The 22,514-nt window shown below is 64.3% G+C and carries 22 protein-coding genes and 1 other RNA gene; 7 read left to right on the top strand and 16 right to left on the bottom strand.

Annotation, left to right across the window (positions count from 1 at the left end):
- Positions 1–10: 10 nt before the first annotated feature.
- The 9 genes from rpoS to ffs all read right to left on the bottom strand — a co-directional run bounded on the left by rpoS (position 11) and on the right by ffs (position 8,501).
- Positions 11–1,111 (bottom strand): RNA polymerase sigma factor RpoS, encoded by a 1,101-nt coding sequence (gene rpoS, locus ACR9ZC_RS17665; RefSeq protein ID WP_331569806.1) that lies wholly within the window; start codon positions 1,109–1,111, stop codon positions 11–13.
- A gap of 11 nt (positions 1,112–1,122) precedes the next feature.
- A complete protein-coding gene (locus ACR9ZC_RS17670; protein WP_481581284.1) occupies positions 1,123–2,088 on the bottom strand; it encodes a peptidoglycan DD-metalloendopeptidase family protein in 966 nt (321 codons plus the stop codon).
- Between the two features lie 5 nt (positions 2,089–2,093).
- Positions 2,094–2,924, bottom strand: coding sequence for a protein-L-isoaspartate(D-aspartate) O-methyltransferase (locus ACR9ZC_RS17675; protein WP_481581285.1), 831 nt, complete (start codon positions 2,922–2,924; stop codon positions 2,094–2,096).
- Complete coding sequence (gene surE, locus ACR9ZC_RS17680; protein WP_440561099.1) at positions 2,921–3,679, bottom strand: 5'/3'-nucleotidase SurE; 759 nt, start codon at positions 3,677–3,679, stop codon at positions 2,921–2,923. The genes ACR9ZC_RS17675 and surE overlap by 4 nt, the downstream gene beginning before the upstream one ends.
- A gap of 78 nt (positions 3,680–3,757) precedes the next feature.
- On the bottom strand, positions 3,758–4,963 hold the full coding sequence (locus ACR9ZC_RS17685) for a CaiB/BaiF CoA transferase family protein (protein WP_481581286.1): 1,206 nt from the start codon (positions 4,961–4,963) through the stop codon (positions 3,758–3,760).
- Between the two features lie 36 nt (positions 4,964–4,999).
- Positions 5,000–5,596, bottom strand: coding sequence for a recombination mediator RecR (recR, locus tag ACR9ZC_RS17690; protein WP_331569816.1), 597 nt, complete (start codon positions 5,594–5,596; stop codon positions 5,000–5,002).
- Between the two features lie 49 nt (positions 5,597–5,645).
- Positions 5,646–5,972 (bottom strand): YbaB/EbfC family nucleoid-associated protein, encoded by a 327-nt coding sequence (locus ACR9ZC_RS17695; RefSeq protein ID WP_331569818.1) that lies wholly within the window; start codon positions 5,970–5,972, stop codon positions 5,646–5,648.
- Positions 5,973–6,057: 85 nt separating this feature from the next.
- Positions 6,058–8,280, bottom strand: coding sequence for a DNA polymerase III subunit gamma/tau (locus tag ACR9ZC_RS17700; protein ID WP_481581287.1), 2,223 nt, complete (start codon positions 8,278–8,280; stop codon positions 6,058–6,060).
- A gap of 122 nt (positions 8,281–8,402) precedes the next feature.
- An RNA gene (gene ffs / locus ACR9ZC_RS17705) (signal recognition particle sRNA small type) lies at positions 8,403–8,501 on the bottom strand.
- A 369-nt stretch (positions 8,502–8,870) separates the two neighbouring features.
- Here ffs and trxA point away from each other — a divergent pair.
- The 6 genes from trxA (at position 8,871) to ACR9ZC_RS17735 (ending at position 15,407) form a co-directional block, all read left to right on the top strand.
- Complete coding sequence (gene trxA / locus ACR9ZC_RS17710; RefSeq protein WP_173257202.1) at positions 8,871–9,197, top strand: thioredoxin TrxA; 327 nt, start codon at positions 8,871–8,873, stop codon at positions 9,195–9,197.
- 190 nt (positions 9,198–9,387) lie between these two features.
- Complete coding sequence (gene rho, locus ACR9ZC_RS17715) at positions 9,388–10,650, top strand: transcription termination factor Rho (RefSeq protein WP_331569822.1); 1,263 nt, start codon at positions 9,388–9,390, stop codon at positions 10,648–10,650.
- Positions 10,651–10,768: 118 nt separating this feature from the next.
- On the top strand, positions 10,769–11,617 hold the full coding sequence (locus ACR9ZC_RS17720; protein WP_481581288.1) for a M90 family metallopeptidase: 849 nt from the start codon (positions 10,769–10,771) through the stop codon (positions 11,615–11,617).
- Positions 11,618–11,802: 185 nt separating this feature from the next.
- Positions 11,803–12,069, top strand: coding sequence for a type B 50S ribosomal protein L31 (locus ACR9ZC_RS17725; protein ID WP_331569826.1), 267 nt, complete (start codon positions 11,803–11,805; stop codon positions 12,067–12,069).
- 198 nt (positions 12,070–12,267) lie between these two features.
- On the top strand, positions 12,268–14,022 hold the full coding sequence (locus ACR9ZC_RS17730) for an ArnT family glycosyltransferase (RefSeq protein WP_481581289.1): 1,755 nt from the start codon (positions 12,268–12,270) through the stop codon (positions 14,020–14,022).
- Positions 14,023–14,024: 2 nt separating this feature from the next.
- Positions 14,025–15,407, top strand: coding sequence for an MATE family efflux transporter (locus tag ACR9ZC_RS17735; protein WP_481581290.1), 1,383 nt, complete (start codon positions 14,025–14,027; stop codon positions 15,405–15,407).
- On the opposite strand, the gene ACR9ZC_RS17740 is transcribed toward ACR9ZC_RS17735, so the two are convergent.
- The 4 genes from ACR9ZC_RS17740 to ACR9ZC_RS17755 all read right to left on the bottom strand — a co-directional run bounded on the left by ACR9ZC_RS17740 (position 15,374) and on the right by ACR9ZC_RS17755 (position 19,546).
- A complete protein-coding gene (locus tag ACR9ZC_RS17740) occupies positions 15,374–15,805 on the bottom strand; it encodes a carboxymuconolactone decarboxylase family protein (RefSeq protein WP_481581291.1) in 432 nt (143 codons plus the stop codon). The genes ACR9ZC_RS17735 and ACR9ZC_RS17740 overlap by 34 nt on opposite strands.
- The gene (locus ACR9ZC_RS17745; protein ID WP_481581292.1) at positions 15,739–16,239 is read right to left on the bottom strand and encodes a MerR family transcriptional regulator; all 501 of its coding nucleotides are present in this window, start codon (positions 16,237–16,239) and stop codon (positions 15,739–15,741) included. Before ACR9ZC_RS17745 ends, ACR9ZC_RS17740 begins: the two co-directional genes overlap by 67 nt.
- A 125-nt stretch (positions 16,240–16,364) precedes the next feature.
- A complete protein-coding gene (gene clpB / locus ACR9ZC_RS17750) occupies positions 16,365–18,962 on the bottom strand; it encodes an ATP-dependent chaperone ClpB (protein ID WP_481581293.1) in 2,598 nt (865 codons plus the stop codon).
- Positions 18,963–19,033: 71 nt separating this feature from the next.
- The gene (locus ACR9ZC_RS17755) at positions 19,034–19,546 is read right to left on the bottom strand and encodes an Rrf2 family transcriptional regulator (RefSeq protein ID WP_481581294.1); all 513 of its coding nucleotides are present in this window, start codon (positions 19,544–19,546) and stop codon (positions 19,034–19,036) included.
- A gap of 209 nt (positions 19,547–19,755) precedes the next feature.
- On the opposite strand from ACR9ZC_RS17755, the gene ACR9ZC_RS17760 reads away from it, so the two are divergent.
- A complete protein-coding gene (locus ACR9ZC_RS17760; RefSeq protein ID WP_481581295.1) occupies positions 19,756–20,337 on the top strand; it encodes a group III truncated hemoglobin in 582 nt (193 codons plus the stop codon).
- Here ACR9ZC_RS17760 and moaE read toward each other — a convergent pair.
- Genes moaE through ACR9ZC_RS17775 form a run of 3 tightly spaced genes read right to left on the bottom strand, consistent with a single transcriptional unit; the run spans position 20,334 to position 22,470 of the window.
- Positions 20,334–20,861 (bottom strand): molybdopterin synthase catalytic subunit MoaE, encoded by a 528-nt coding sequence (gene moaE, locus ACR9ZC_RS17765; protein WP_481581296.1) that lies wholly within the window; start codon positions 20,859–20,861, stop codon positions 20,334–20,336. The two genes, ACR9ZC_RS17760 and moaE, sit on opposite strands and share 4 nt — an antisense overlap.
- A gap of 27 nt (positions 20,862–20,888) precedes the next feature.
- Positions 20,889–21,146 carry a molybdopterin converting factor subunit 1 gene (gene moaD / locus ACR9ZC_RS17770; protein WP_481581297.1) on the bottom strand — a complete coding sequence of 86 codons (258 nt, stop codon included), beginning with the start codon at positions 21,144–21,146 and terminating at the stop codon, positions 20,889–20,891.
- Positions 21,147–21,177: 31 nt separating this feature from the next.
- The gene (locus ACR9ZC_RS17775; protein WP_481581298.1) at positions 21,178–22,470 is read right to left on the bottom strand and encodes a molybdopterin molybdotransferase MoeA; all 1,293 of its coding nucleotides are present in this window, start codon (positions 22,468–22,470) and stop codon (positions 21,178–21,180) included.
- Positions 22,471–22,514 lie beyond the last annotated feature (44 nt).

Below are 22,514 nucleotides of genomic sequence, written 5' to 3' on the forward strand. Positions count from 1 at the left end.
TGAGTCTTGTCTAGAGCACGGCGTCCTTGCGCACGCCGTTGGAAGCGAAAAAGCGTTTGAGCCTGACGAGCGCCTCCTGCTGGATCTGTCGGACGCGTTCCCGCGTGAGTCCCATTTCGTCGGCCAGTTCTTCGAGCGTGGCGGGTTCGATATGGTTGAGTCCGAAACGGCGCTCGATGACGTGCCGGTGCTTGTCGGACAGACGAGAAAGCCAGGCGCGGGTCAGCGTTTCGAGTTCCCGGTGCTGAACCTCCGCGTCGGGAGACTGGCTCTGTTCGTCCGAGAGCAGATCGAGCAAGCTGCTCGCGGGGTCGAGGTCGAGCGGAGCATCGAGGGATGCCGTATGCTCGTTCAACGCCAGAATGTCGGTGACTTCGTCGGTCGTCTTTCCGGTCAGGTAGGCGATATCGTCGATGCTCGCGTCGCGCCGCTCGCTCGCGTCGCCCGAATTCATCGAATTTTTTTCGAGATGGCGCTTCGCGCGCAGCACCTGATTCAATTCGCGGATCACGTGCACCGGTAAGCGCACGGTGCGCGCTTGATTCATGATCGCGCGCTCGATGCTTTGCCTGATCCACCACGTCGCGTAGGTGGAGAAACGGAACCCGCGCGTGGGATCGAATTTCTCGATCGCATGCATCAAGCCCAGATTGCCTTCCTCGATCAGATCCAGCAGCGGCACGCCGCGATTCAGATAGCCCTTGGCAATGCTGACGACGAGCCGCAAATTGCGCTCGATCATGACCTGCCGCGCTTCGAACTCCCCCGCCTTCGCGAGCCTGGAGTAGCGCTGCTCCTCCTCCACCGTGAGAAGCGGCTTGACGCTGATGCGATTCAGGTAATGCTGAATGGTATCGGCCGTCAGCTCGGCCTGCAGCAACGCACGGAAATCATCGGGGTCGGGGGCGGCCGCCCCCTCCCGCGCCTCGGGTTCGGCATCGTCCGCCTCGCCCTCGCCCGCCGCTCCCTGCGCCTCGAATTCCGCTTCGGCTTCGGGGGTGTCGTCATCCGGCTCGCTCGTCGAAGCGCCCGTCTCCGGTGCTACTTCCTCCGCGATACGGGTAAGCGTTTCCGTCTCGGCTTGTTGCTTGCGGCGCTTCGATTTCGGCATGGTCGTATCGCTTATTGCGGCGGCAAGTATTTCATCGGGTCAACAGGTTTGCCTTGCTGGCGGACTTCGAAGTGAAGCATGACTCGGGGTGCGTCGGTCGAGCCCATCTCGGCGATCTTCTGGCCTCTGGTCACCGAGTCCCCCTCTTTTACCATCAAAGCGCGGTTGTGTGCATATGCGGTCAAATACGTTGCGTCGTGCTTGATGATAATGAGATTGCCGTATCCGCGCAGCCCATTTCCTGCATACACCACGCGACCATCGGCTGCGGCCCGGACCGGATCGCCCGCGGCACCGCTGATATTGATGCCCTTGTTGGTCGAGTCGTTGAACGACGCGATGACGGGCCCCTTCACGGGCCATGCGAAACTGATTGCACCGGCGGCGGGTGCGGGAACGCTCGAAGAACTCGGCGCGGCCGGCTGCGGCGGGATCGTCGTGGCCGCCGAGGCGCCTCCGACCATCGGCGGCATCGCGCCGCCGGCACTTGCGCCATTGCTTCCGCTCGGCGTGTTCGGGTTGGCCGGCGACGGCGGATTGCTCGAAAGCGGTGCGGCCTGAACCGCCCCGCCCGTGATCGGTGCCGTCGCGACGCCCGGCGTGACGGCCGCGGCATTGGCGCCCGGCGGCACGACACGCAGCAGTTGATCGACCTCGATCTGGCTCGGATTCGCGAGATTGTTCCAGGCCGCTATATCGCGGTAGTTTTGGCCGTTTTCGAGCGCGATACGGTAAAGCGTATCGCCCGGCTTCACGCGGTAGTAGCCGGGCGGCGGCGGCCCGAGCGGCACGGCCGGTTGCGCTGCCTGCGCCGATGATTGAGTAGCGAGCGTGCCGGAACGGTCGACGACCGGTGCCTGATCCATCCTTGTCGCGCAGGCTGCAAGCGACGCGAGGGCCACCGCACACATCACGCGTTGGGCGGCAACCAGCCCGCCGTTTCTGTTGATTGTTCGCATCGCGCTCAACGTAAACATCGGTGTCAAATCACTCCGGATTTTAAGGGGACAAAGAAAACGCTATCAAGCTGCGACTCCCGCCATTGGCTCGGCCCGAGCCGCTCGACGAGCGTGAGCACCTGCGAGTGCCCGCCCAGCGCGGCGACAGGCGCGACGAGGCGTCCGCCGACCGCAAGTTGCTCGGCGAGCGCCTGCGGCACGTCGAAGCCGGCGGCGGCGATCACGATCGCATCGAAAGGCGCGGCCGCCGGCAAGCCGAGTCGGCCGTCGCCATAATGCAGGCGGATATTCGGCACCCGCAGCGGCCGGAGATTCTGCTTGGCGCGCTCATAAAGCGGCTTGACCCGTTCGATCGAATAGACATCGCGCGCGATCTGGCTCAGCACCGTTGCCTGGTAACCGCACCCCGTTCCGATCTCGAGCACCCGGTCGAGCGTTCGCCCGGCCGCGGCGAGCTCGAGCATGCGAGCCACCACCGATGGTTTCGAAATCGTCTGCTGATGACCGATCGGCAGCGCCGCATCTTCGTAAGCCTGCGGTGCCAGCCCCGGATCCACGAACAGGTGGCGCGGAACCGCCGCCATCGCATTGAGGACGCGCGCATCGCGGATTCCGTTCGTTCGAAGGCGTTCGACCATGCGCTCGCGCACCCGTTCCGAAGTCAGCGCGTGCGCGCCCGAAAACGGCACATTGGGCGCGCCCATTTTGTCGACACCTTGCGACGGCTGCGTGTCAGTGCGCCGGGCACCCGGCTCGGTCGAACGCAGCGGCGCCTTGCCGGCGGCACGCGCGCGCGGCTTGCGCTCGAGATCGGCGAGCCCGAGCGGAAAACGCCTGGCGCGCTCGCTCGTCATGAGGCGCCGCGCCCCGCAAGCGACCATTCGCGCGTGGCGGCGAGCATTTGAGTATGCGTGAGATCGAGTTGCAGCGGCGTAATGGAGACGCGCCCATTGGCAAGCGCGTAAAAGTCCGTGCCCTCGCTCGCATCGAGCGCCTCGCCGGACGGACCGATCCAATAAATCGGCTCGCCTCGGGGATTCGTTTGCCGAATCACCGGCTGCGACGGGTGACGCTTGCCGAGCCGGGTCACCTCCCATCCGCGCATCTCGTCGTAGGGCAGATTGGGAATGTTCACGTTCAGCAGAGGATGGCCGGGAAGCGGATTCGACAGGAAGTGCTGGACGATATCGAACGCGACACGCGCGGCATCTTCGAGGTGAGCCCAGCCTTTGTCGACGAGCGAGAACGCAATCGCCGGCACCCCGAACATTACGCCCTCGGTCGCGGCCGCCACCGTACCCGAATAGAGCGTGTCTTCGCCCACGTTCTGGCCATTGTTGATGCCCGAGACCACCAGGTCGGGCTTGTCGTCGAGCATGCCGGTGAGCGCGATATGCACCGAATCGGTCGGCGTTCCGTTCACGTAGTAAAAACCGTTAGCCGAGCGCAGCACGGACAGCGGACGCGCCAGCGTAAGAGAATTTGATGCGCCGCTGCAATTTTGCTCGGGTGCCATCACGGTGATGTCGCCGAGCGGCTTCAGGGCGCCATAAAGCGCGGCGAGACCCGGCGCCAGATAGCCGTCGTCGTTGCTCAGTAAGATTCGCATGCGGCGATTGTAACCGAGGAGTCCGCGCCGCTGATCGCCTGGGCCGGCGTATTCGCGCCCAATTCCCACGTCACGCCGTTAGACGATCTTACGCTCACGCAGGCTCGCAATCGCTTCGTCGTCATAGCCGAGCCCGTGCAGCACTTCATCCGTGTGTTCCCCGAGCTCGGGGCCGAGCCAGCGCGTGCCGCCCGGTGTAGCCGAGAGTTTGGGCGTCACGTTCGGCAAAGCGATGTCGAGCTCCCCTTGCCACTTGAAACGCTGAATCATCTCTCGCGCCGCGTATTGCGGATCGTCGAACATGTCGGCCACACTGTATATCCGGCCGACGGGCACATCGGCCGCATTGAGCACCTCGAGCGCTTCGTCGATCGTGCGCCCGGCCAGCCATGCGCCGATCGCCTCGTCGATTTCCCGTGTGCGAGGGACCCGGCCGTCGTTTTGCGCAAGCGCGGGATCGTTCGCCAGGTCGCTGCGCCCGATGGCCGTCATGAGGCGCTTGAAGATCGGATCGCTGTTGCCGCCGATCACGATCTGGCCGTCCCTGCATGCATAGGTGTTCGAGGGCACGATGCCGGGCAGCGCAGCCCCGGTGCGCTCGCGCACGGCGCCATATACGCCATACTCCGGCACGACGCTTTCCATCATGTTGAAAACCGCTTCGTAAAGCGCGACGTCGACGACCTGCCCTTTACCGCCCGATGCCTGCCGATGATGCAGCGCCATCATTGCACCGACGATCGCATGCAGCGCCGCAATGGAATCGCCGATCGAAATACCGATCCGTGGCGGGGGAAGATCGGGAAAACCCGTGATGTGCCGCAAGCCTCCCATCGCTTCGGCGATCGAGCCAAAGCCCGGCCGGTCACGGTATGGACCGGTTTGCCCGTAGCCTGAAAGGCGGACCATGACGAGGCCCGGGTTCTCGGCGCTCAGCACGTCGTAGCCGAGCCCGAGCTTCTCGAGCAGGCCGGGCCGAAAATTCTCGACGACGATATCGGCTTCGCGCGCAAGCTCGCAGACGATTTTTTTGCCTTCCGGTGCCTTCAGGTTGACCGTCACCGATTTCTTGTTGCGCGCCTGCACTGCCCACCACAGCGAGGTGCCGCCCGCTTCGGGGTAGAGCATGCGCCACTTGCGCAGCGGATCGCCCCCGTTCGGGTCTTCCACTTTGATGACCTCGGCGCCGAATTCGCCGAGAAACCGGGCGGCAAACGGGCCAGCGATCAGGGTGCCGAGTTCGAGCACCTTGATTCCCGCAAGCGGGCCAGGAGTTGCGGTCATAGCGTTCCTTTCAGAAAGGCGGCGAGCGCCACCCGGTCAAAGCGAGCGCCGGTCGAGCATGGCACGGGCGATCGTTCCGGCATCGACATATTCGAGTTCGCCGCCGACCGGCACGCCGCGCGCGAGCCGCGTGACCGCAAGCTGGCGCGCCTTGAGCATTTGCGCAAGGTAGTGTGCCGTGGCTTCTCCCTCGTTCGTGAAGTTCGTGGCCAGCACGACCTCCTTGACGACCCCATCCGAGGCGCGTTTCACGAGACGGTCGAAATGGATCTCTTTCGGACCGATTCCGTCGAGCGGACTCAAGCGCCCCATGAGGACGAAGTAAAGACCGCGATACGTCATCGTCTGCTCGAGCATGATCTGATCGGCGGGCGTTTCGACGACGCACAGCAGCGTCGGGTCGCGCGCTTCGTCGCTGCATACGTCGCAGATGCGAGCCTCGGTGAATGTATTGCACTTTTCACAGTGTTGCAGATGCTCCACCGCAAACAGCAGCGAGCGTCCGAGCCGCTCGGCGCCCTGCCGATCGTGCTGCATCAGGTGATACGCCATGCGCTGCGCCGACTTCGGACCGATGCCGGGCAACGCGCGCAGCGCCTCCACGAGCGCGACGAGCGCGGAAGGCTGTTTCATGGCGATAGCGCGAGTCGTGCGCTCGGAATGTGCATGAACGGCTCCGGCCTCAGAACGGCAGCTTGAAACCCGGCGGCAACGGCAAGCCGGATGTCATACCACTCATTTTCTCCTGCGCCGTGGCCTCCGCCTTGCGGACCGCATCGTTGAATGCGGCCGCAACGAGGTCTTCGAGCATGTCCTTGTCGTCGGCGAGCAGGCTCGGGTCGATCGCCACGCGACGGACCTCGTTTTTGCAAGTCATCGTGACCTTGACGAGACCGGCGCCGGACTGCCCTTCCACTTCCATCTGGGCGAGTTGCTCCTGCATCTTCTTCATGTTTTCCTGCATCTGCTGGGCTTGCTTCATCAGCCCGGCGAGTTGGCCTTTCATCATGGACATGCTCCTTGATCGTGTGGATAGGTGGACGACGTCCGGCTAAGCCGGGCGTCGTCGATGTGCGTGGCTGCCCGGGATGCGCTCAGTGGACCGTCGCCCCCGCGTCGGGCGCAATGGGCCTGATCGAGCCGGGTACGATGCTCGCGCCGAAATCGCGAATCAGCGAGCGCACGAATGGATCGGCGCCAATTTCCCGTTCCGCTTCGCGCTGACGTTGCGCGCGTGCGGCCGCCTCGATTGCCGCAGCGGTACGCCGCGCGGGGCCGACCTCGACGCGCACGTCGACAGGCCTGCCCAACCGCTCGTGCAGGGCGGACTTCAGCTTCGCGACCTGCGCGGTGTCGGCATATTGCGGCACCGGCACGACCAGCTTCAGGGTCTCGCCGTCGAGCATCGTCAATTCGCTATTGAATGCGAGCTGATGCGCCACGCCTTTTAGCGGAAGCTCGGCGGCAAGCGCCGGCCAATCGCCGGCATAACCTAGCGCGTCGAGCATGACGGGCGGCGGCAGCGAGGCGAGATCGATGGCGGGCGCAGCTTCCGACGCCGCTTGGCTCCCATTGCGGGTATCGGCTTGCGCATCGTCGAAACGCTCTGCGGCGAAATACGCGTCTTCAGCGCAAAAGGGCGCGCCATCGTCGAACGGTGCGTCGGCAAGCGGTGCGTCATCCCAGGGTGGCGATTCGGTCGCCGGCGCGCTTGCCGCGCTGGCGTCCGCACCGCGGGCACGCGGCACCGGAACCACGACGGGTGTGCGGGGTGCGGCCGGTTTCGCCGCCGGCGTGGGCGTCGAAGACTTTGCCGCGCCGGCCGGGCGATTGCGATCCGCCGATACGCGCAACCCCGCGCCGCGCAGCACTTCGAGCGCGGCGCTCGCGCCCGTGGCGCGAGACTGGGCAGCCGGCTCGGGCGCCGATCGTGGTGGCGCGCCCCGCGCCGACGCAGCGCTCTCGCGCGCGACGGGCGGTGAACGGTCTGGCGGCGAAGCCTCCAACGGGGCGGGCGGGCGCGCCGGCGCCGCAAACGCTTCGCGATGCGGCGCCGGCGCGCCGCTAATGGCTTGCGTTTCACGTTCGGGCGGCGCCTCTTTCACCACCGCGCTGTCCTGCGCAGTCGCGTCGGTGCGAGCCAGAATGCCGGCCGTTGCGCGCCGGCTCCCCGCCGATGCGGCGGGCGCAGCCGTACGCTCGCCGGGGCCGGGCGCACCGCCGGCGCCCCGAACCGTCGGCTCGAATGCCAGCATGCGCAGCAGCGTCATCGTGAAGCCGGCATACTCGTCCGGCGCGAGGCCGAGTTCGTTGCGTCCGATCGTTGCGATCTGATAGAAAAGCTGGACTTCTTCCGGCGTGAGGGCATCGGCGAAACGCCGCACGTCGTTCGCTTCGGGCCAATCGTCGAGCACCGAGGCCGGCGCGAACTGCGCCCAGGCGATGCGGTGCATGAGGCTCGCCAGGTCTTGCAGCGCCGTCGAGAACGAGAGACTGCGCAGCGCCATTTCGTCGGCGATTTCGAGCACTTGCGCGCCGTCACCGGCAACGAGCGCATCGACGAGCCGGATCAGATAGCTCTGGTCGAGCGCGCCCAGCATGCCGCGCACCGCCTCCTCGGAAATCTGATTGGCCGAATAGGCGATCGCCTGATCGGTCAGCGACAGCGCATCGCGCATGCTGCCGTCCGCGGCGCGCGCCAAAAGCCGCAATGCCTGCGGCTCGAACGCAACGCCTTCCGCGCCGAGAATGCGCTCGAGGTGCCCGACGATGTGGCCCGCCGGCATCTGCTTCAGATTGAATTGGAGACAGCGCGAGAGCACCGTCACCGGGATTTTCTGAGGATCGGTCGTCGCGAGGATGAACTTGACGTGTGGCGGCGGCTCTTCCAGCGTTTTCAACATCGCGTTGAACGCATGGTTCGTGAGCATGTGCACTTCGTCGATCATGTACACCTTGAAGCGGGCGTCGACCGGCGCATAGACGGCGCGTTCGAGCAACGCCGCCATTTCGTCGACGCCGCGGTTGCTCGCGGCATCCATTTCGACATAGTCGATGAAGCGTCCCTCATCGATTTCGCGGCATGCACGGCACACGCCGCAAGGCGTCGCCGTGATGCCGGTCTCGCAGTTCAGGGCCTTGGCGAAGATGCGCGAAAGCGTGGTCTTGCCGACCCCGCGCGTACCGGTGAACAGGTAGGCGTGGTGCAGACGTGCGCCGTCGAGCGCGTGCGTGAGAGCACGCACGACGTGCTCCTGGCCGACGAGCGAAGCGAAATCCTTCGGCCGCCACTTGCGTGCGAGAACTTGATAGGTCATCGCCAAATTGTATCAGCAACGATGCGGCGCAAGACGAGGCGAGTAGCGACGCGGAGCGACTACAGGAAACCGCTTGGCGGGGAAGAGAAAGAGGACAACGAGAACAACGAGAACAAAAGGAAGGTGACGAGCCTGACCCTCGGCACTGGCGGAAAACGGCTGTGGCTGCTTCGTTCCCGACCTGACCAGGTTGACCGCCCCTCCATGCGAGGAGGCCCGTCACGGCGCATTCTATCATCGTCGCGCACACGGCGCGACCCTTCTTGCGCCCCACGCTTCTTCTTGTGCCGCCGCGGCGATCGAACGGGGGCCGCGGTGCCGGGCCGGGCGCCCGTGACCGCTTGGCTATCGGCCTCGTACGACGGATAGCGATTTGGGCTAATATGGCATTCGGACGACTCGCCGCCGAAAGCGCTGCCGCACCTGGCTCATGCGATCCGTGCGGCTCGCTCGACTAGTTGAATGCAGTGGACGCAGCGCATCGCGCCAGCCGCATTTGCGCATCGGCACCAACAGTGCGTTTCCCCGTTTTGGTGTATCGTGGCGGGCAATTGAGGCTCGGGTCCCGGAACCCGATGAGGTAAATCTAAATGAGCGAACAAATCAAGCACATCAGTGACGCATCGTTCGAGCAGGATGTCGTGAAGTCCGACAAGCCCGTATTGCTCGATTTCTGGGCCGAATGGTGCGGCCCCTGCAAGATGATTGCCCCCATTCTCGACGAGGTGGCCAAGGATTACGGCGACCGTCTGCAGATCGCGAAGATCAACGTCGATGAAAACCAGGCTACCCCGACGAAGTTCGGCGTGCGCGGCATTCCCACGCTGATCCTGTTCAAGAATGGCGCTGTGTCCGCGCAGAAGGTCGGCGCACTGTCGAAGTCGCAACTGACCGCCTTCCTCGACAGCAACCTGTGATCGTCATGCCAGGCCTGTTGTCCTCGTGCAACAGGCCTTTCAGCCGCGCGAGCGTCCGCTCAACGGTAGCTGGCGTGTGCTATGCTAGAATGACAAGACGTCAAGAAAACGTATAAGTCCTTGAGCGGTTCCGCTCATCCTCCTCCCAGATTCTTTCGTCGCACCTTCTCTTCCCCGGCGGGATTTCCGTATGCATTTATCCGAGCTCAAGTCTCTGCACGTTTCTCAATTGATCGAAATGGCCAACGGCCTCGAGATCGAAAGCGCGAACCGCCTGCGCAAGCAGGAACTGATGTTCGCCATCCTCAAGAAGCGCGCCAAAACCGGCGAGACCATTTTCGGCGACGGCACGCTCGAAGTCCTGCCCGACGGATTCGGCTTCCTGCGCTCGCCGGAAATGTCGTATCTCGCGAGCACGGATGACATTTACATCAGCCCCTCGCAGATCCGGCGTTTCAATCTGCACACGGGCGACACGATCGAAGGCGAAGTCCGCACGCCGAAAGACGGGGAGCGGTACTTCGCACTCGTGAAGGTCGACAAAGTCAACGGGCAGCCGCCCGAGGCCTCGAAACACAAGATCATGTTCGAGAACCTCACGCCGCTGCACCCGAACAAGCCGCTGTTGCTCGAACGTGAAATGCGCGGCGAGGAAAACGTCACGGGCCGCATCATCGACATGATCGCGCCGATCGGCAAGGGCCAGCGGGGCCTGCTCGTCGCGTCGCCGAAGTCGGGCAAAACGGTGATGCTTCAGCACATCGCGCATGCGATCAAGCAGAACCATCCCGATGTCGTCCTCTTCGTGCTGCTCATCGACGAGCGTCCCGAAGAAGTGACGGAAATGCAGCGCTCGGTCGCGGGCGAAGTCGTCGCCTCGACGTTCGACGAGCCGGCCACGCGCCACGTGCAGGTGGCCGAGATGGTGATCGAAAAGGCCAAGCGCCTCGTGGAGATGAAGCACGACGTCGTCATCCTGCTCGATTCGATCACGCGTCTCGCGCGCGCTTACAACACCGTCATTCCCGCGTCGGGCAAGGTGTTGACGGGCGGCGTGGACGCCAATGCGCTGCAACGTCCGAAGCGCTTTTTCGGCGCGGCGCGCAATATCGAGGAAGGTGGCTCGCTTACGATCATCGGCACAGCCCTGATCGAAACGGGTAGCCGCATGGACGACGTGATCTACGAAGAGTTCAAGGGCACCGGCAATATGGAAGTGCACCTGGAACGCCGTCTGGCAGAAAAGCGCGTCTATCCGTCCCTCAATCTGAACAAGTCGGGTACCCGGCGCGAAGAGTTGCTCATCAAGCCCGAGATCCTTCAGAAAGTCTGGGTACTGCGCAAGTTCATCCACGATATGGATGAAGTCGAAGCGATGGAATTCCTGCTCGACAAGGTTCGCCAGACGAAGAGCAATTCCGAGTTCTTCGATATGATGCGCCGCGGCGGCTGAGCTCAGATTGGCATAACGTTGCGCAAATCGCGCCGACAGGGCGCGCCGGCAGCCGATGCCGGCGCGGATCGGTCCCGGCGCCAATCCGTCCCGCCCCCGCCCAACCGGGCACTGCATCATGCTCACGAAGCTCTCCCGCTGGCTCGACACGCGCCGCCGCGAACGCGCACTGCGTGAGTACGGTATTGCCGACGATGTCTGGCAGGCGACGCTCGACGGCCTGCCGTTCCTCGGTTATCTCGATGCGGCCGATCTCGCTCGCCTGCGAGAAACCGCTAGCCTCTTCATCGCTCAAAAATCGTTCTCCACGGCCCACGGCCTCGAGTTGACCGATGGGATGATCGCCGGCATCGCCGTGCAAGCCTCGCTGCCCGTGCTCAATTTGGGCCTCGAGTTGTATCGCGGATGGGTCGGCATCGTCGTCTACCCCGGCGAATTCGTCATTCGCAAAACCGTCGAGGATGAAGACGGCGTAGTGCACGAAGTGGAGCACGACGCGAGCGGCGAAGCGTGGGAGGGCGGCCCCGTCATCCTCTCGTGGGAAGATGCGCAGATGACCGATGCGCGTGACGCCTACAACGTCGTCATCCACGAATTCGCCCACAAGATCGACATGCTGAGCGGCGAAACCGATGGCCACCCGCCGCTCTTCAAGCGCTGGCACGCGCCGCTCACCGCCGACGAATGGGCCAGCGTCTTCGATTCCGCCTACGACCGGTTCTGTGCGCAGGTCGATGCCGTGCCGACGCGGCGCTGGGCGCGTTTCGAACGCGAATCGCTGATCGATCCCTATGCGGCAGACCATCCATCCGAATTTTTCGCGGTCTGCAGCGAAGCACTCTTCGTTCAGCCGCGTGCATTCGAGGCCGAATATCCCGAACTGTATCGTCTGCTCGCGCGTTATTACCGCCAGGATCCTGCGCGCACGGGCGTACTCCTCGAAACGCACAGCGGCGGGCCCGATTGATTGGCGATTGGCGATCGGCGTGGCCCGACGACGAGCAAATCTTTTCGCCAACAGCATGATTTTCTGGCATAATCGCCGTCTTTCGACCTTGGGCAAGTGGCTCGCGGTTCGATGGCGTCGCGACTACGGCGGCCGCCGTATCGGCATCGCAGCGGGCTGGCTACCGCCACATTAAAGGAAGCACCATGAAGGAAAATACTCACCCCAATTACCGCGAAGTCGTTTTTCAAGACGTGTCGAACGGCTTCACGTTTGTAACGCGCTCGACGATCCAGACGCGCGAAACCATCGATTTCGAGGGCAAGTCGTACCCGCTCGCCAAGATCGAAGTGTCGTCGGAGTCGCACCCGTTCTATACGGGTCAGCAAAAGATCATGGACACGGCGGGTCGTGTCGAGAAGTTCAACAAGAAGTTCGGTGCACGCGCAGCCGGCAAGGCCGCCGCAAAGTAAGTCGCCGCGCCTTTGTACGAGCGTGCAAAGGTACTGCAAGAAAAAGGGCAGCCCGCGCTGCCCTTTTTTCATCGTCATGCCGATCGGCCAGCGGCGTGGCGTCACGCGCCGCATGAGCGCGGCTACAATGCCGATTCGCTGCGATGGCGATCGCCCCCGCCATTAGCCGAATAACGATAACGATCGCCGTTCATCCGCATGAGACCCGTCGTCCGACTCACCGCCTCCGCTACGCGTGCGCTGCCCCGCTGGCTGCTGCTGACGATCTGCATCGTCTATGCGGCGTTCGGCCTGTTCGGCCGCGACCCGTGGAAGAACGAAGATGCGGCTGGATTCGGCGTCATGTGGACGATGGCTGGTGGCGACGTCCGGGATTGGCTGCTGCCGAACCTCGTCGGCAAGTACGTCACGGACACCGGCCCGCTCGGCTACTGGCTCGGCGCGGGGTGCATCCGGCTGCTCACACCATGGGTCGACGCGGCCGATGCGTCGCGGCTGTCGACCGGCATACTCTTTTGCGTGACCTGTGCGTTGGTCTGGTATACGGCCTATCTGCTCGGGCGCCGTGCCGAAGTTCAACCGTTCAAGTATGCCTTCGGCGGCGAACCCGCGCCGCGCGACTACGGACGCGTGCTCGGCGACGGCGCCTTGCTGATTTTGCTCGCGTCGTTCGGACTCGCCGAGCGAGGCCACGAAACGACACCCCAGCTCGGCCAGTTGATGAGCATCGCGCTCATCGTGTACGGACTGGTGCGCACGCTCGACAAGCCATTGCAAGGGGCGGTCTGTTGGGGCCTCGGGCTCGGACTCGTCGCGCTGAGCGGCAATCCGCTGCTGGTTGCCGCTCTCTTCGCCGGTACGCTCGTTCTGCTGGCGCTGGTACCGGAAGCGCGCTCGATCTGGCTGCTGGTCGTCGGCATGCCGATCGCGGCAGCGTTGTCGGTGGCGTGGCCGCTCGCGGTGCTCAAACTCTACGGCGACGATGCGCGGTGGTTCATCCAACAGTGGGTCAACGGCAGCATCAATCGCTTTTCGGCGCCGCCGGGGCACGTCGTGCGTTACGCCTTCAAGAACCTGCCGCTTTTCACTTGGCCCGCGTGGCCCCTGGCGGTGTGGGCCTGGCTCAGTTGGGGCGGTCTGCGCCGCAAGCCGCATATTGCAGTGCCGCTTTCGGTCGTCGCACCCGTGCTGGTCCTCGTCGTGTTGCAAAGCCACCAAACGAACCGGCTTTACATGCTGCTGTTGCCGCCGCTCGCCGTGCTGGCGACGTTCGCCTTGCCGACGCTCAAACGTGGAGCCATCAACGCGATCGACTGGTTCGCGCTGCTCAGCTTCACGATTCTCGGCACGTTCGTCTGGCTGGTCTGGCTGGCGTCGCAAACGGGTTTCCCCGCCCCGCTCGCGCGCAACCTCGCGCGGCTCGTGCCGGGCTTCGTGCCGCATTTCGATGTGCTCTCTTTCGTCTGCGCCATCGGCGTCACCGCGTGCTGGCTTGCGCTCGCGCGCTGGCGTCTGGCACGACATCCGAACGTGCTCTGGCGCAGTGTGGTGCTCTCTAGCGCCGGCACGACGTTGATGTGGGTGCTGCTGATGACGCTGTGGCTGCCGATCGTCAACTACAGCCGGACCTATCGCGATGTCGCGATGCAGATCGCCGAGCATCTGCCCGACGACTACCGCTGCATTTCGCCGGTTCGCCTCGGCGACGCACAGCTCGCATCGTTCGCTTACTTTGGCGACATGCAATTCTCGTTCAGCGGGGACTGCGACGTGTTGCTGCGCCAGGATGCGCAAGACTTCATCGCGCCGAGCCCTATGCCGAGCTACGTTTGGAAGCTCGTATGGGAAGGCCGCCGCGCAGCGGACCGTGACGAACGCTTCCGCCTCTATGTGCGCGTCGATCGTCCGACGCCGCCCGCACCGCGGCGCAAGCATCCGATTCACCGGCGGTAGCCATGTTCGCGGACATCCGCAATATCGCGGGGCTCGCATGGCCCGTGCTCGTCGGGCAACTCGCCATCATCGCATTCGGAGTCATCGATACCGCCATGGTGGGCCGCTTCTCCGCGGTCGATCTTGCCGCGCTCGGACTCGGCTCGTCCATCTATGTGTCGGTCTACGTCGGTCTGACGGGCGTCGTGCTCGCGCTGCAGCCGATCGCCGGTCAGCTTTTCGGCGCGCGCCGTCACGCTGAAATCGGCGAGGAGGTTCGCCAGGCACTCTGGCTTGCGGCGGGGCTTGCCGTGCTCGGCTTCGCGGTCATGTACTTCCCCGCGCCGTTGCTCGCCATTGCGCGCGTTCCCGCGGCGCTCTACGAACGAACCGAGCTTTACCTGCGCATCGCCGCGTTCGGTCTGCCAGCCAGCCTCGCCTTTCGCGTCTATTCGGCACTCGCCAACGCGGTGGGCAAGCCACGGCTCGTCATGATGCTGCAAGTCGCAGCGCTCCTGGCGAAAGTCGCGTTGAACCTCTGGTTCATCTTCGGCGGCTTGGGGCTCCCGCCGTTGGGCGGCCCGGGCTGCGCACTCGCCAGCACACTGATCAACTTCGCGCTCGCGGGCATTGCTCTGACCTTGCTCGCCAGGCTGGAGCTTTTCACACCGTTCGGAATCTTCGCGCGCTTTTGCTGGCCCAGCGTCGAGCGGCTCGCGGCGCTCCTCAAGCTGGGGCTGCCCATGGGGCTCTCGTATCTGATCGAGGTCACCTCATACACGTTCATGGCGCTTTTTATCGCGCGCTTCGGCACGACAACCCTCGCCGGGCATCAGATCGTCGGCAACTTCGGCGCAGTGCTCTACATGACACCGATGTCGATCGGCATCGCCACCTCCACGCTCGTGGCCCATGCCCTCGGCGGCGGGCGCCACGATGCCGCGCGGGCGCTCGCACGGCACGGCATCGCCCTGGCCTGCGCGATCGGATGCGGCTACGCCGCTGTGTCCTGGCTGCTCCGCCCGCTGATTCTCGCGGGCTACACGCCCGACGCGGCCGTCATCGCTGCGGCCATGCCGCTTTTGCCGATCATGCTCGTCTACCACATCTTCGATACCTTTCAGACGGCCACGGCGTTCGTGCTGCGAGCCTATAAGGTTGCCGTCGTACCGACCGTGATCTACGCCGTGGCGCTTTGGGGCGTTGGACTCGGCGGCGGTTATCTGCTCGGCTTCGATATCGGCGGCGCCGTACCCGAATGGCTGAGAGGCGCGCGCGGATTCTGGGCGGCCAATGCCGCGAGTCTCGCGGCGGCCGGCGCGGGCCTCTTCGTCCATTGGCGCTCGGTCAGCGGGCGCCTCGCGCGTCACGCTCAGGCCACCTCAGGCGCATCGACCGGGTCCTGACGACGGCTCTCGAACACCTCACGGGCCGCGAAGAGCGCGTTGAGCGCCGCTGGAAAACCGGCATAGACGGCCATCTGCATGAAGACTTCGACGATCTCGGTCTGGGTCACGCCGACATTGAGCGCGCCTTCGATGTGTACTTTCAATTGCGCCGTCGCATTGCCGAGCGCCGCAAGCGCCGCGATGGTCGCGATCTCCCGCGACTTCAGATCGAGCCCCGGGCGGCTATAGATATCGCCGAACGGGAATTCGATCAAGACACGCGCGAAGTCAGGCGCGATCGGCGCCAGCGCGGCAATCACGCGCTCACCGGCTTCCCCGTCGATTTCCCTCAGCTTGTTCCATCCCCTCGCGTAGCGTTGTTCGGCGGCCGAGGCGTTCGTTTCGGTGTTTTGCATGGCAAGTCCTTTCGTAGTTGAGTCGTCATGGCCCGGCTGGCATCGTCGGCCGACCGGATCCGCGTCATGTCGTGCGCGAGTACCTCGTAGTGGCGAATCTTCTCGTCGATCGCCGTGAGGTTCGTCTGCAACTGTGCAAGCTGATCGAGCACGCTCTGGCGATGCTCGATCAGCAGCGCGAGCCGCTCTTGCGCCGTTTCGTCGCCGCGAGCACGCAATGCCGCAAAAGCCTGCATGCCGGCAATCGACATGCCGGTCGCCTTCAGTCGCATCACGAATCGCAGCCAGTCGATATCGGTGCGCGCATAAAGCCTGTGACCCGCGTCGGTACGCGAGACCGGCAACAGCAGGCCGGCCTGCTCGTAGTAGCGCAGCGTATGCGTCGATACGCCGAGCTCGGCGGCCATGCGTCCGATCGTGAGCGCTTCTGACATGACATCCTCAACGTTAAGACTTCGAGTGCACACGAAGTCAAGCACCCGATGCACCGAAACACAATAAAAAAAACGGCCGAGCATGATGAGCTCGGCCGCCGCTGCGCCGCATGATCTGCGGCGAATCAGTGAACGACACGCTCGAACACGAACTTGCCGTCATGCACATCCACAGGAATCACGTCCTTCGGTCCGAACCTGCCCGCGAGAATCAGCTTGGCGACCGGATTCTCGATCTCCTGCTGGATCGCGCGCTTCAATGGCCGCGCCCCGAAGAGCGGGTCGTATCCAACCTTCCCGATCTGCTCCAGCGCTTCATCGGAAACGACGAGCTGCATTTCGAGCTTCGCGAGCCGGTCGTGCAACCGCTCCAGCTGGATCTTCGCGATCGATTCGATGTTCTTGCGATCGAGCGCATGGAACACGACGACCTCGTCGATCCGATTCAGGAACTCGGGACGGAAGTGCTGCTTGACCTCGGTCCACACCGCATCCTTGATCGCTTCCTGCGGCTCGCCCGACATCGCTTGAATCATTTGCGAGCCGAGATTCGACGTCATGACGATCACCGTATTCTTGAAGTCCACGGTACGTCCCTGACCGTCGGTCATGCGGCCGTCGTCGAGCACCTGCAACAGTACATTGAAGACGTCGGGGTGCGCCTTTTCGATTTCATCGAGCAAAATGACACTGTACGGCTTGCGACGCACGGCCTCGGTCAGATAGCCGCCCTCTTCATAGCCGATATAGCCGGGCGGCGCGCCGATGAGACGGGCGACGCTGTGCTTTTCCATGAACTCGCTCATATCGATGCGAATGAGGTGCTCCTCCGAATCGAACAAGAACGACGCGAGCGCCTTGCACAGTTCGGTCTTGCCGACCCCCGTCGGGCCCAGGAACAGGAACGAGCCGTATGGCCGGTTCGGATCCGCGAGCCCCGCGCGCGAGCGGCGAATCGCGTCCGCCACGGCGCTGATCGCCTCGTCCTGACCCACGACACGCTCGTGCAGCTTGCCCTCGATCTGCAACAGTTTTTCCCGCTCGCCTTGCATCATGCGCGACACCGGAATGCCCGTTGCACGCGATACCACTTCGGCGATTTCCTCGGCGCCCACTTGCGTGCGCAACAGACGCGGGCGCTCGGGATTGTGCTGCTCCTTCGCCTCGGCCTGCGTGACTTGCTTCAAGCGCGCCTCGAGCTCCGGCAGCTTGCCGTATTGCAGCTCCGCGACCTTTTCGAGCTTGCCCTCGCGCTGCAGGCGCGTGATTTCGGCGCGCGTTTTCTCGATCTCTTCCTTCAACTGCGCGCTACCTTGAACGGCCGCCTTTTCGGCCGTCCAGATCTGCTCGAGGTCCGAGTACTCGCGGTTGAGCCGCTCGATCTCCTCCTCGATCAATTGCAGCCGCTTTTGCGATGCCTCGTCCTTTTCCTTTTTCACTGCCTCACGCTCGATCTTGAGCTGGATGAGCCGCCGATCGAGACGGTCCATTGCTTCGGGCTTCGAATCGATTTCCATCTTGATCTTCGAAGCGGCTTCGTCGATGAGGTCGATGGCCTTGTCAGGCAGGAAGCGATCGGTGATATAGCGGTGCGACAACTCGGCCGCGGCCACGATCGCGGGATCCGTGATCTCCACGCCGTGGTGGAGCTCGTAGCGTTCCTGCAGACCCCGCAATATCGCGATCGTCGCCTCGACGGAGGGTTCCTCGATGAGCACTTTCTGAAAGCGCCGCTCGAGCGCGGCATCTTTTTCGATGTACTTGCGATACTCGTCGAGCGTCGTCGCGCCGATGCAGTGCAACTCGCCTCGCGAGAGCGCCGGCTTGAGCATGTTGCCCGCGTCGATCGCACCTTCCGCCTTGCCGGCGCCCACCATCGTATGGATTTCGTCGATGAAGACGATCGTCTGCCCTTCATCGCGCGCGATATCGTGCAACACCGCCTTGAGGCGCTCCTCGAACTCGCCCCGGTATTTGGCACCGGCAAGCAGGCCGGCCATGTCGAGCGACAGAACGCGCTTGTTCTTGAGCGATTCCGGCACCTCGCCGTTGACGATGCGCTGCGCAAGGCCTTCCACGATCGCGGTCTTCCCGACGCCGGGCTCGCCGATCAGTACCGGGTTGTTCTTGGTGCGGCGCTGAAGAATCTGGATGGAACGGCGAATTTCGTCGTCGCGCCCGATCACCGGGTCGAGCTTGCCGGCGCGCGCGCGCTCGGTCAGGTCGATCGTGTACTTTTTGAGCGCCTCGCGCTGGCTCTCGGCCTCGGCGCTATGCACCTGGGCTCCACCGCGCACAGCGGCGATCGCCGTCTCGAGCGCGCGGCGCGTCAGACCATGCTCGCGCAGCAGCTTGCCGGCCTCGCCCTTGTCGTCGGCCACGGCAAGCAGGAACATCTCGCTCGCGATGAACGTATCGCTCAGTTGCTGCGCTTCCTTGTCGGCCTGGTTCAAAAGACCGTTGAGCTCGCGGCTCAGTTGAATGTTGCCATCGGTTCCCTGCACCTGCGGCAGGCGCGCAATCGCTTCGTTGACAGCCGTTTGCAAAGCCTGGATATGCACGCCGGCGCGGGAGAGCAGCGAGCGCGAGGAGCCATCTTCCTGCGCGATTAGGGCCGCCAGGACGTGTACGGGCTCCAGATACTGGTTACCCCGGCCGACGGCAATGCTTTGCGCGTCGGCCAGCGCTTCCTGAAATTTGGTGGTGAACTTGTCGATTCTCATGAAGAGACCTCCAATTTTGACTACCACCAACATGAGGGGCGAGCCGCCCGTTTCAAGCGTGCCCGATCAAATCAGGTGTCGCCGCCATCGGCGACAGCGATCGGTACGATCGTCCGTGCGCCGACATCGGGCGCCGCGACGAGCGGCACGCCGAGCAGCGCGGCAAGCGGCGCCGCCTGTCCGACGAGATCGGCGAGCGTGTGCCGGTCCAGCTCCGCAAGGAATGCGCCACGCGCGGCCTCGAAAATGTGTCTGAGCCGGCATTGCGGCTCGATGACGCACTGCCGGGCCTCGCCGCCGCCGCGTTCGAAACAACCGACGAGCGCAAAATCGGTCTCGGTCGCCCGGACCACCTCGCCGATCGTCAGCGCAAGCGAACGGTCATTGAGCCGCAGGCCGCCATGGCGGCCCCTTATCGTGTCGATCCACCCGCGCTCGCCGAGCTGCTGCACGACCTTCATCAAATGGTTCTTCGAGATTCCATAGGCATCCGAGATGTCCTGAATCGTCGACAGGCCGTCGCGGCGGACGGCCAGATACAGCATCACGCGCAACGCGTAGTCGGTGTAGTCGGTCAATCTCATGGCTTGGTTCGCATCGGCATTTGGGGGTACGAGCGCCCGGACGGGCAAAAACCGTGTCCGGCGAAGGGTTGTCTACACGGCGTGTTGACCATAACATGCGTTGCCGGGATGGGTTCACGCAGTGCGGCATCGGAATTGCCCATCTCGATAAGGAATGAAGTATGGCGCGCCGTTTCGCCGCATGCCAGCGCGCTCCCTCGGAAATTGCGATGACTACCCCACCCCGTCCCGGCGGACAGACGCCCGGCGCCTGCCCCGCAGCCCCGGCTCGCGAGAGCGCGCCGACAGAAGCGAACATCCGCGAGCTCGTCTACGCGTTTTACGACCGCGTCCGGGCCGACGCGCTGCTCGGGCCGGTTTTCGATGCCGTACTGCACGGCCGCTGGGACGAGCACCTGCCGAAGATGTGCCTCTTCTGGGGCGCGCTGGTGCTTGGCGACAAGCGCTACCGCGGCAACGTCCAGTCGGCGCACCAACCGATCGAGGGGCTCGAACCCCGGCATTTCAGCCGCTGGCTGCACCTTTTTCTCGATACCGTCTGCGATCGCTATGAGCCCGCGGCGGCCGTCCGATTCATGGAGCCCGCGCTGCGCATTGCGCAAAGCTTGCAGCTCTCGCGCTTCGGTTGGGACTACAAGGTCCCGCCAGAGCAGCAGGCGCTGCTCGAGCGCATATCGCCCAGGCGGCCCACCGACGATATATCGGCGGTTTCGCCCAGCGGCAGACCGCGCGCGCCGGCGGAGCCATTTCCAGCCAAAATCATCGGCCGCGGCAACGACGAGGTTTCTTAGCGGCCTCCCGGCTCCGTGCCTGCGTCGCTCGGCGCATTGGCTGGGTTCGTGGCATGGGTGGCATTGGTGGCCTCGATACCCCAGCGCGCCAGTGCGGCGTCGTCGGTCACGCGCGCATCCACCCAACGTGAACCGGCCGGCGTCGTCTCCTTCTTCCAGAATGGCGCCTGAGTCTTGAGGTAGTCCATCACGAACTCGCACGCCGAGAACGCGTCGCCGCGGTGAGCCGCCGTGGCGGCCGCCAGTACGATCTGGTCGAGCGGATACAGCTTGCCCACGCGGTGCACGATGAGCACGTCCGAGCCGGGCCAACGCCGCCGGGCTTCCTCGACGATCGACTCCAGCGCTTTTTCGGTCATGCCCGGGTAATGCTCGAGCTCCATGGCGACGACGTCGTCGCCGTCGTTCATATCGCGTACCGTTCCGACGAAGCACGCCACCGCGCCCACTTTGGGGTTATGCGCACGCAGCGCAGCCACCTCGGTGCTCAAATCGAAGTCGGCGGTCTGAACACGCACAGTCATAAGCCCCTCCTCGTTCGCGGCTCGCGCTCACCCGCCCGTCACAGGCGGAAAAAACGCGACTTCGCAGCCTTCGGTCAGCCGCGCGGCCACATCGGTCATCGTCTGATTGCAGGCCATGCGCAAGGCGCGCCCCTCGGCGAGCGCCTCGCTCCAGGCGCCGCCGCGCGCGCGCAGCCACGCTCGCAGGTCGCCGATGGTGCTGATGCCCTCGGGCAATTCGACCGACTCGTGCGCGAGGCCCAGCGATTCCCGCACGCTTGCGAAATACCTCAGTTCGATTTTCATTCGATGCCAATTCGCCGTTCAGTACCGCCCGTCAGCCGAGCAGCTCCGAAAAAGGAAGAAAACGTACGGTCTCCCCCGCGCTGATCGCGTGATTGGGCGGATTGTCGATGAGGCCATCCCCCCATACGGTCGAGGTCAGCACGGCCGAACTCTGATTCGGGAAGAGCTCGAGCCCGCCTGCCGCATTGATGCGCGCGCGCAGGAACTCGTTGCGACGATCGGCCTTTGCTTGCGTAAAGTCCGCGCGCAGCGATATGGCGCGCGGCGCCACGTCGTGAGCGCCCCCGAGCCGCAGCAGGAACGGACGGACGAACAGCAAAAAGGTCACGAAGCTGGAAACCGGGTTGCCGGGCAGGCCGACGAAAAAGGTCTCAGCCTCCATCGCGGACGAACCTTCGCTCGGAGCGGCCGCCTGAGCGCCGCTCGCCGCCTGCCTGCGCACCGCACCGAACGCGAGCGGCTTGCCGGGCTTCATCGCGATCTGCCAGAGCGAAAGGCGGCCCAGCGCTTCGAGCGCAGGTCTGATGTGATCTTCTTCGCCGACGGATACGCCGCCGGACGTCAGAATCAAATCATGCTCCCGCGCGGCCGTGGCCAGCGCCTCGCGGGTGGCGTCGAGCCGATCCGGTACGATGCCGTAGTCGGTGACGGTGCAACCGAGCCGCTCCAGCAGCCCGCGCAACGTGAACCGGTTCGAGTTGTAGATTCGCCCGGGCGCGAGCGGCTCGCCCGGCATCGTCAACTCGTCGCCCGTGAAAAACACCGCGACCTTCACCCGGCGCGTCACCGTCAGCGCGGCGCACCCGATGGAGGCGGCGAGGCCCAGCGCCTGCGGTGTCAAGCGGGTGCCGGCCGGCAATATCACCGCACCGCGCCGGAGATCGGCGCCCTGCATCGTGATCCACTCGCCCGGCCGCGGGGTATGCAGAATTTGCACGGTTTCGCCCGACGCCTCGGTCTGCTCCTGCATAACCACCGCATCGGCGCCCGGCGGCACCGGGGCGCCCGTGAAAATGCGCGCCGCGGTCCCGGCCGCAAGCGGAGCGGCCTGTTGACCGGCGGCAATCCGCTGCGAAACCGGCAGCGCCCGTTCTCCATGGAGCAACTCCGCGCTGCGAACGGCGTAGCCGTCCATTGCGCTCGTGTTCATGGGCGGAACGTCGATGGCGGACATCACATCGGCGGCCAGGACGCGCCCGAGCGCCTCGACGGTCGACACTGTTTCGGTGCCGGAGACGGGCCGTGCGGCCGCGAGCAGCGCGGCGAGCGCGTCGGCCGTCGACATGAGCGGTGGGCGGGTTGATGTTGCGCTTGGCGTGGACATCGGTCTGACGGGCGAGTCTGAAGGCGAGACTCTCATTGTAGCGA

This window comes from Trinickia sp. HAY1-2D, from assembly GCF_056754935.1.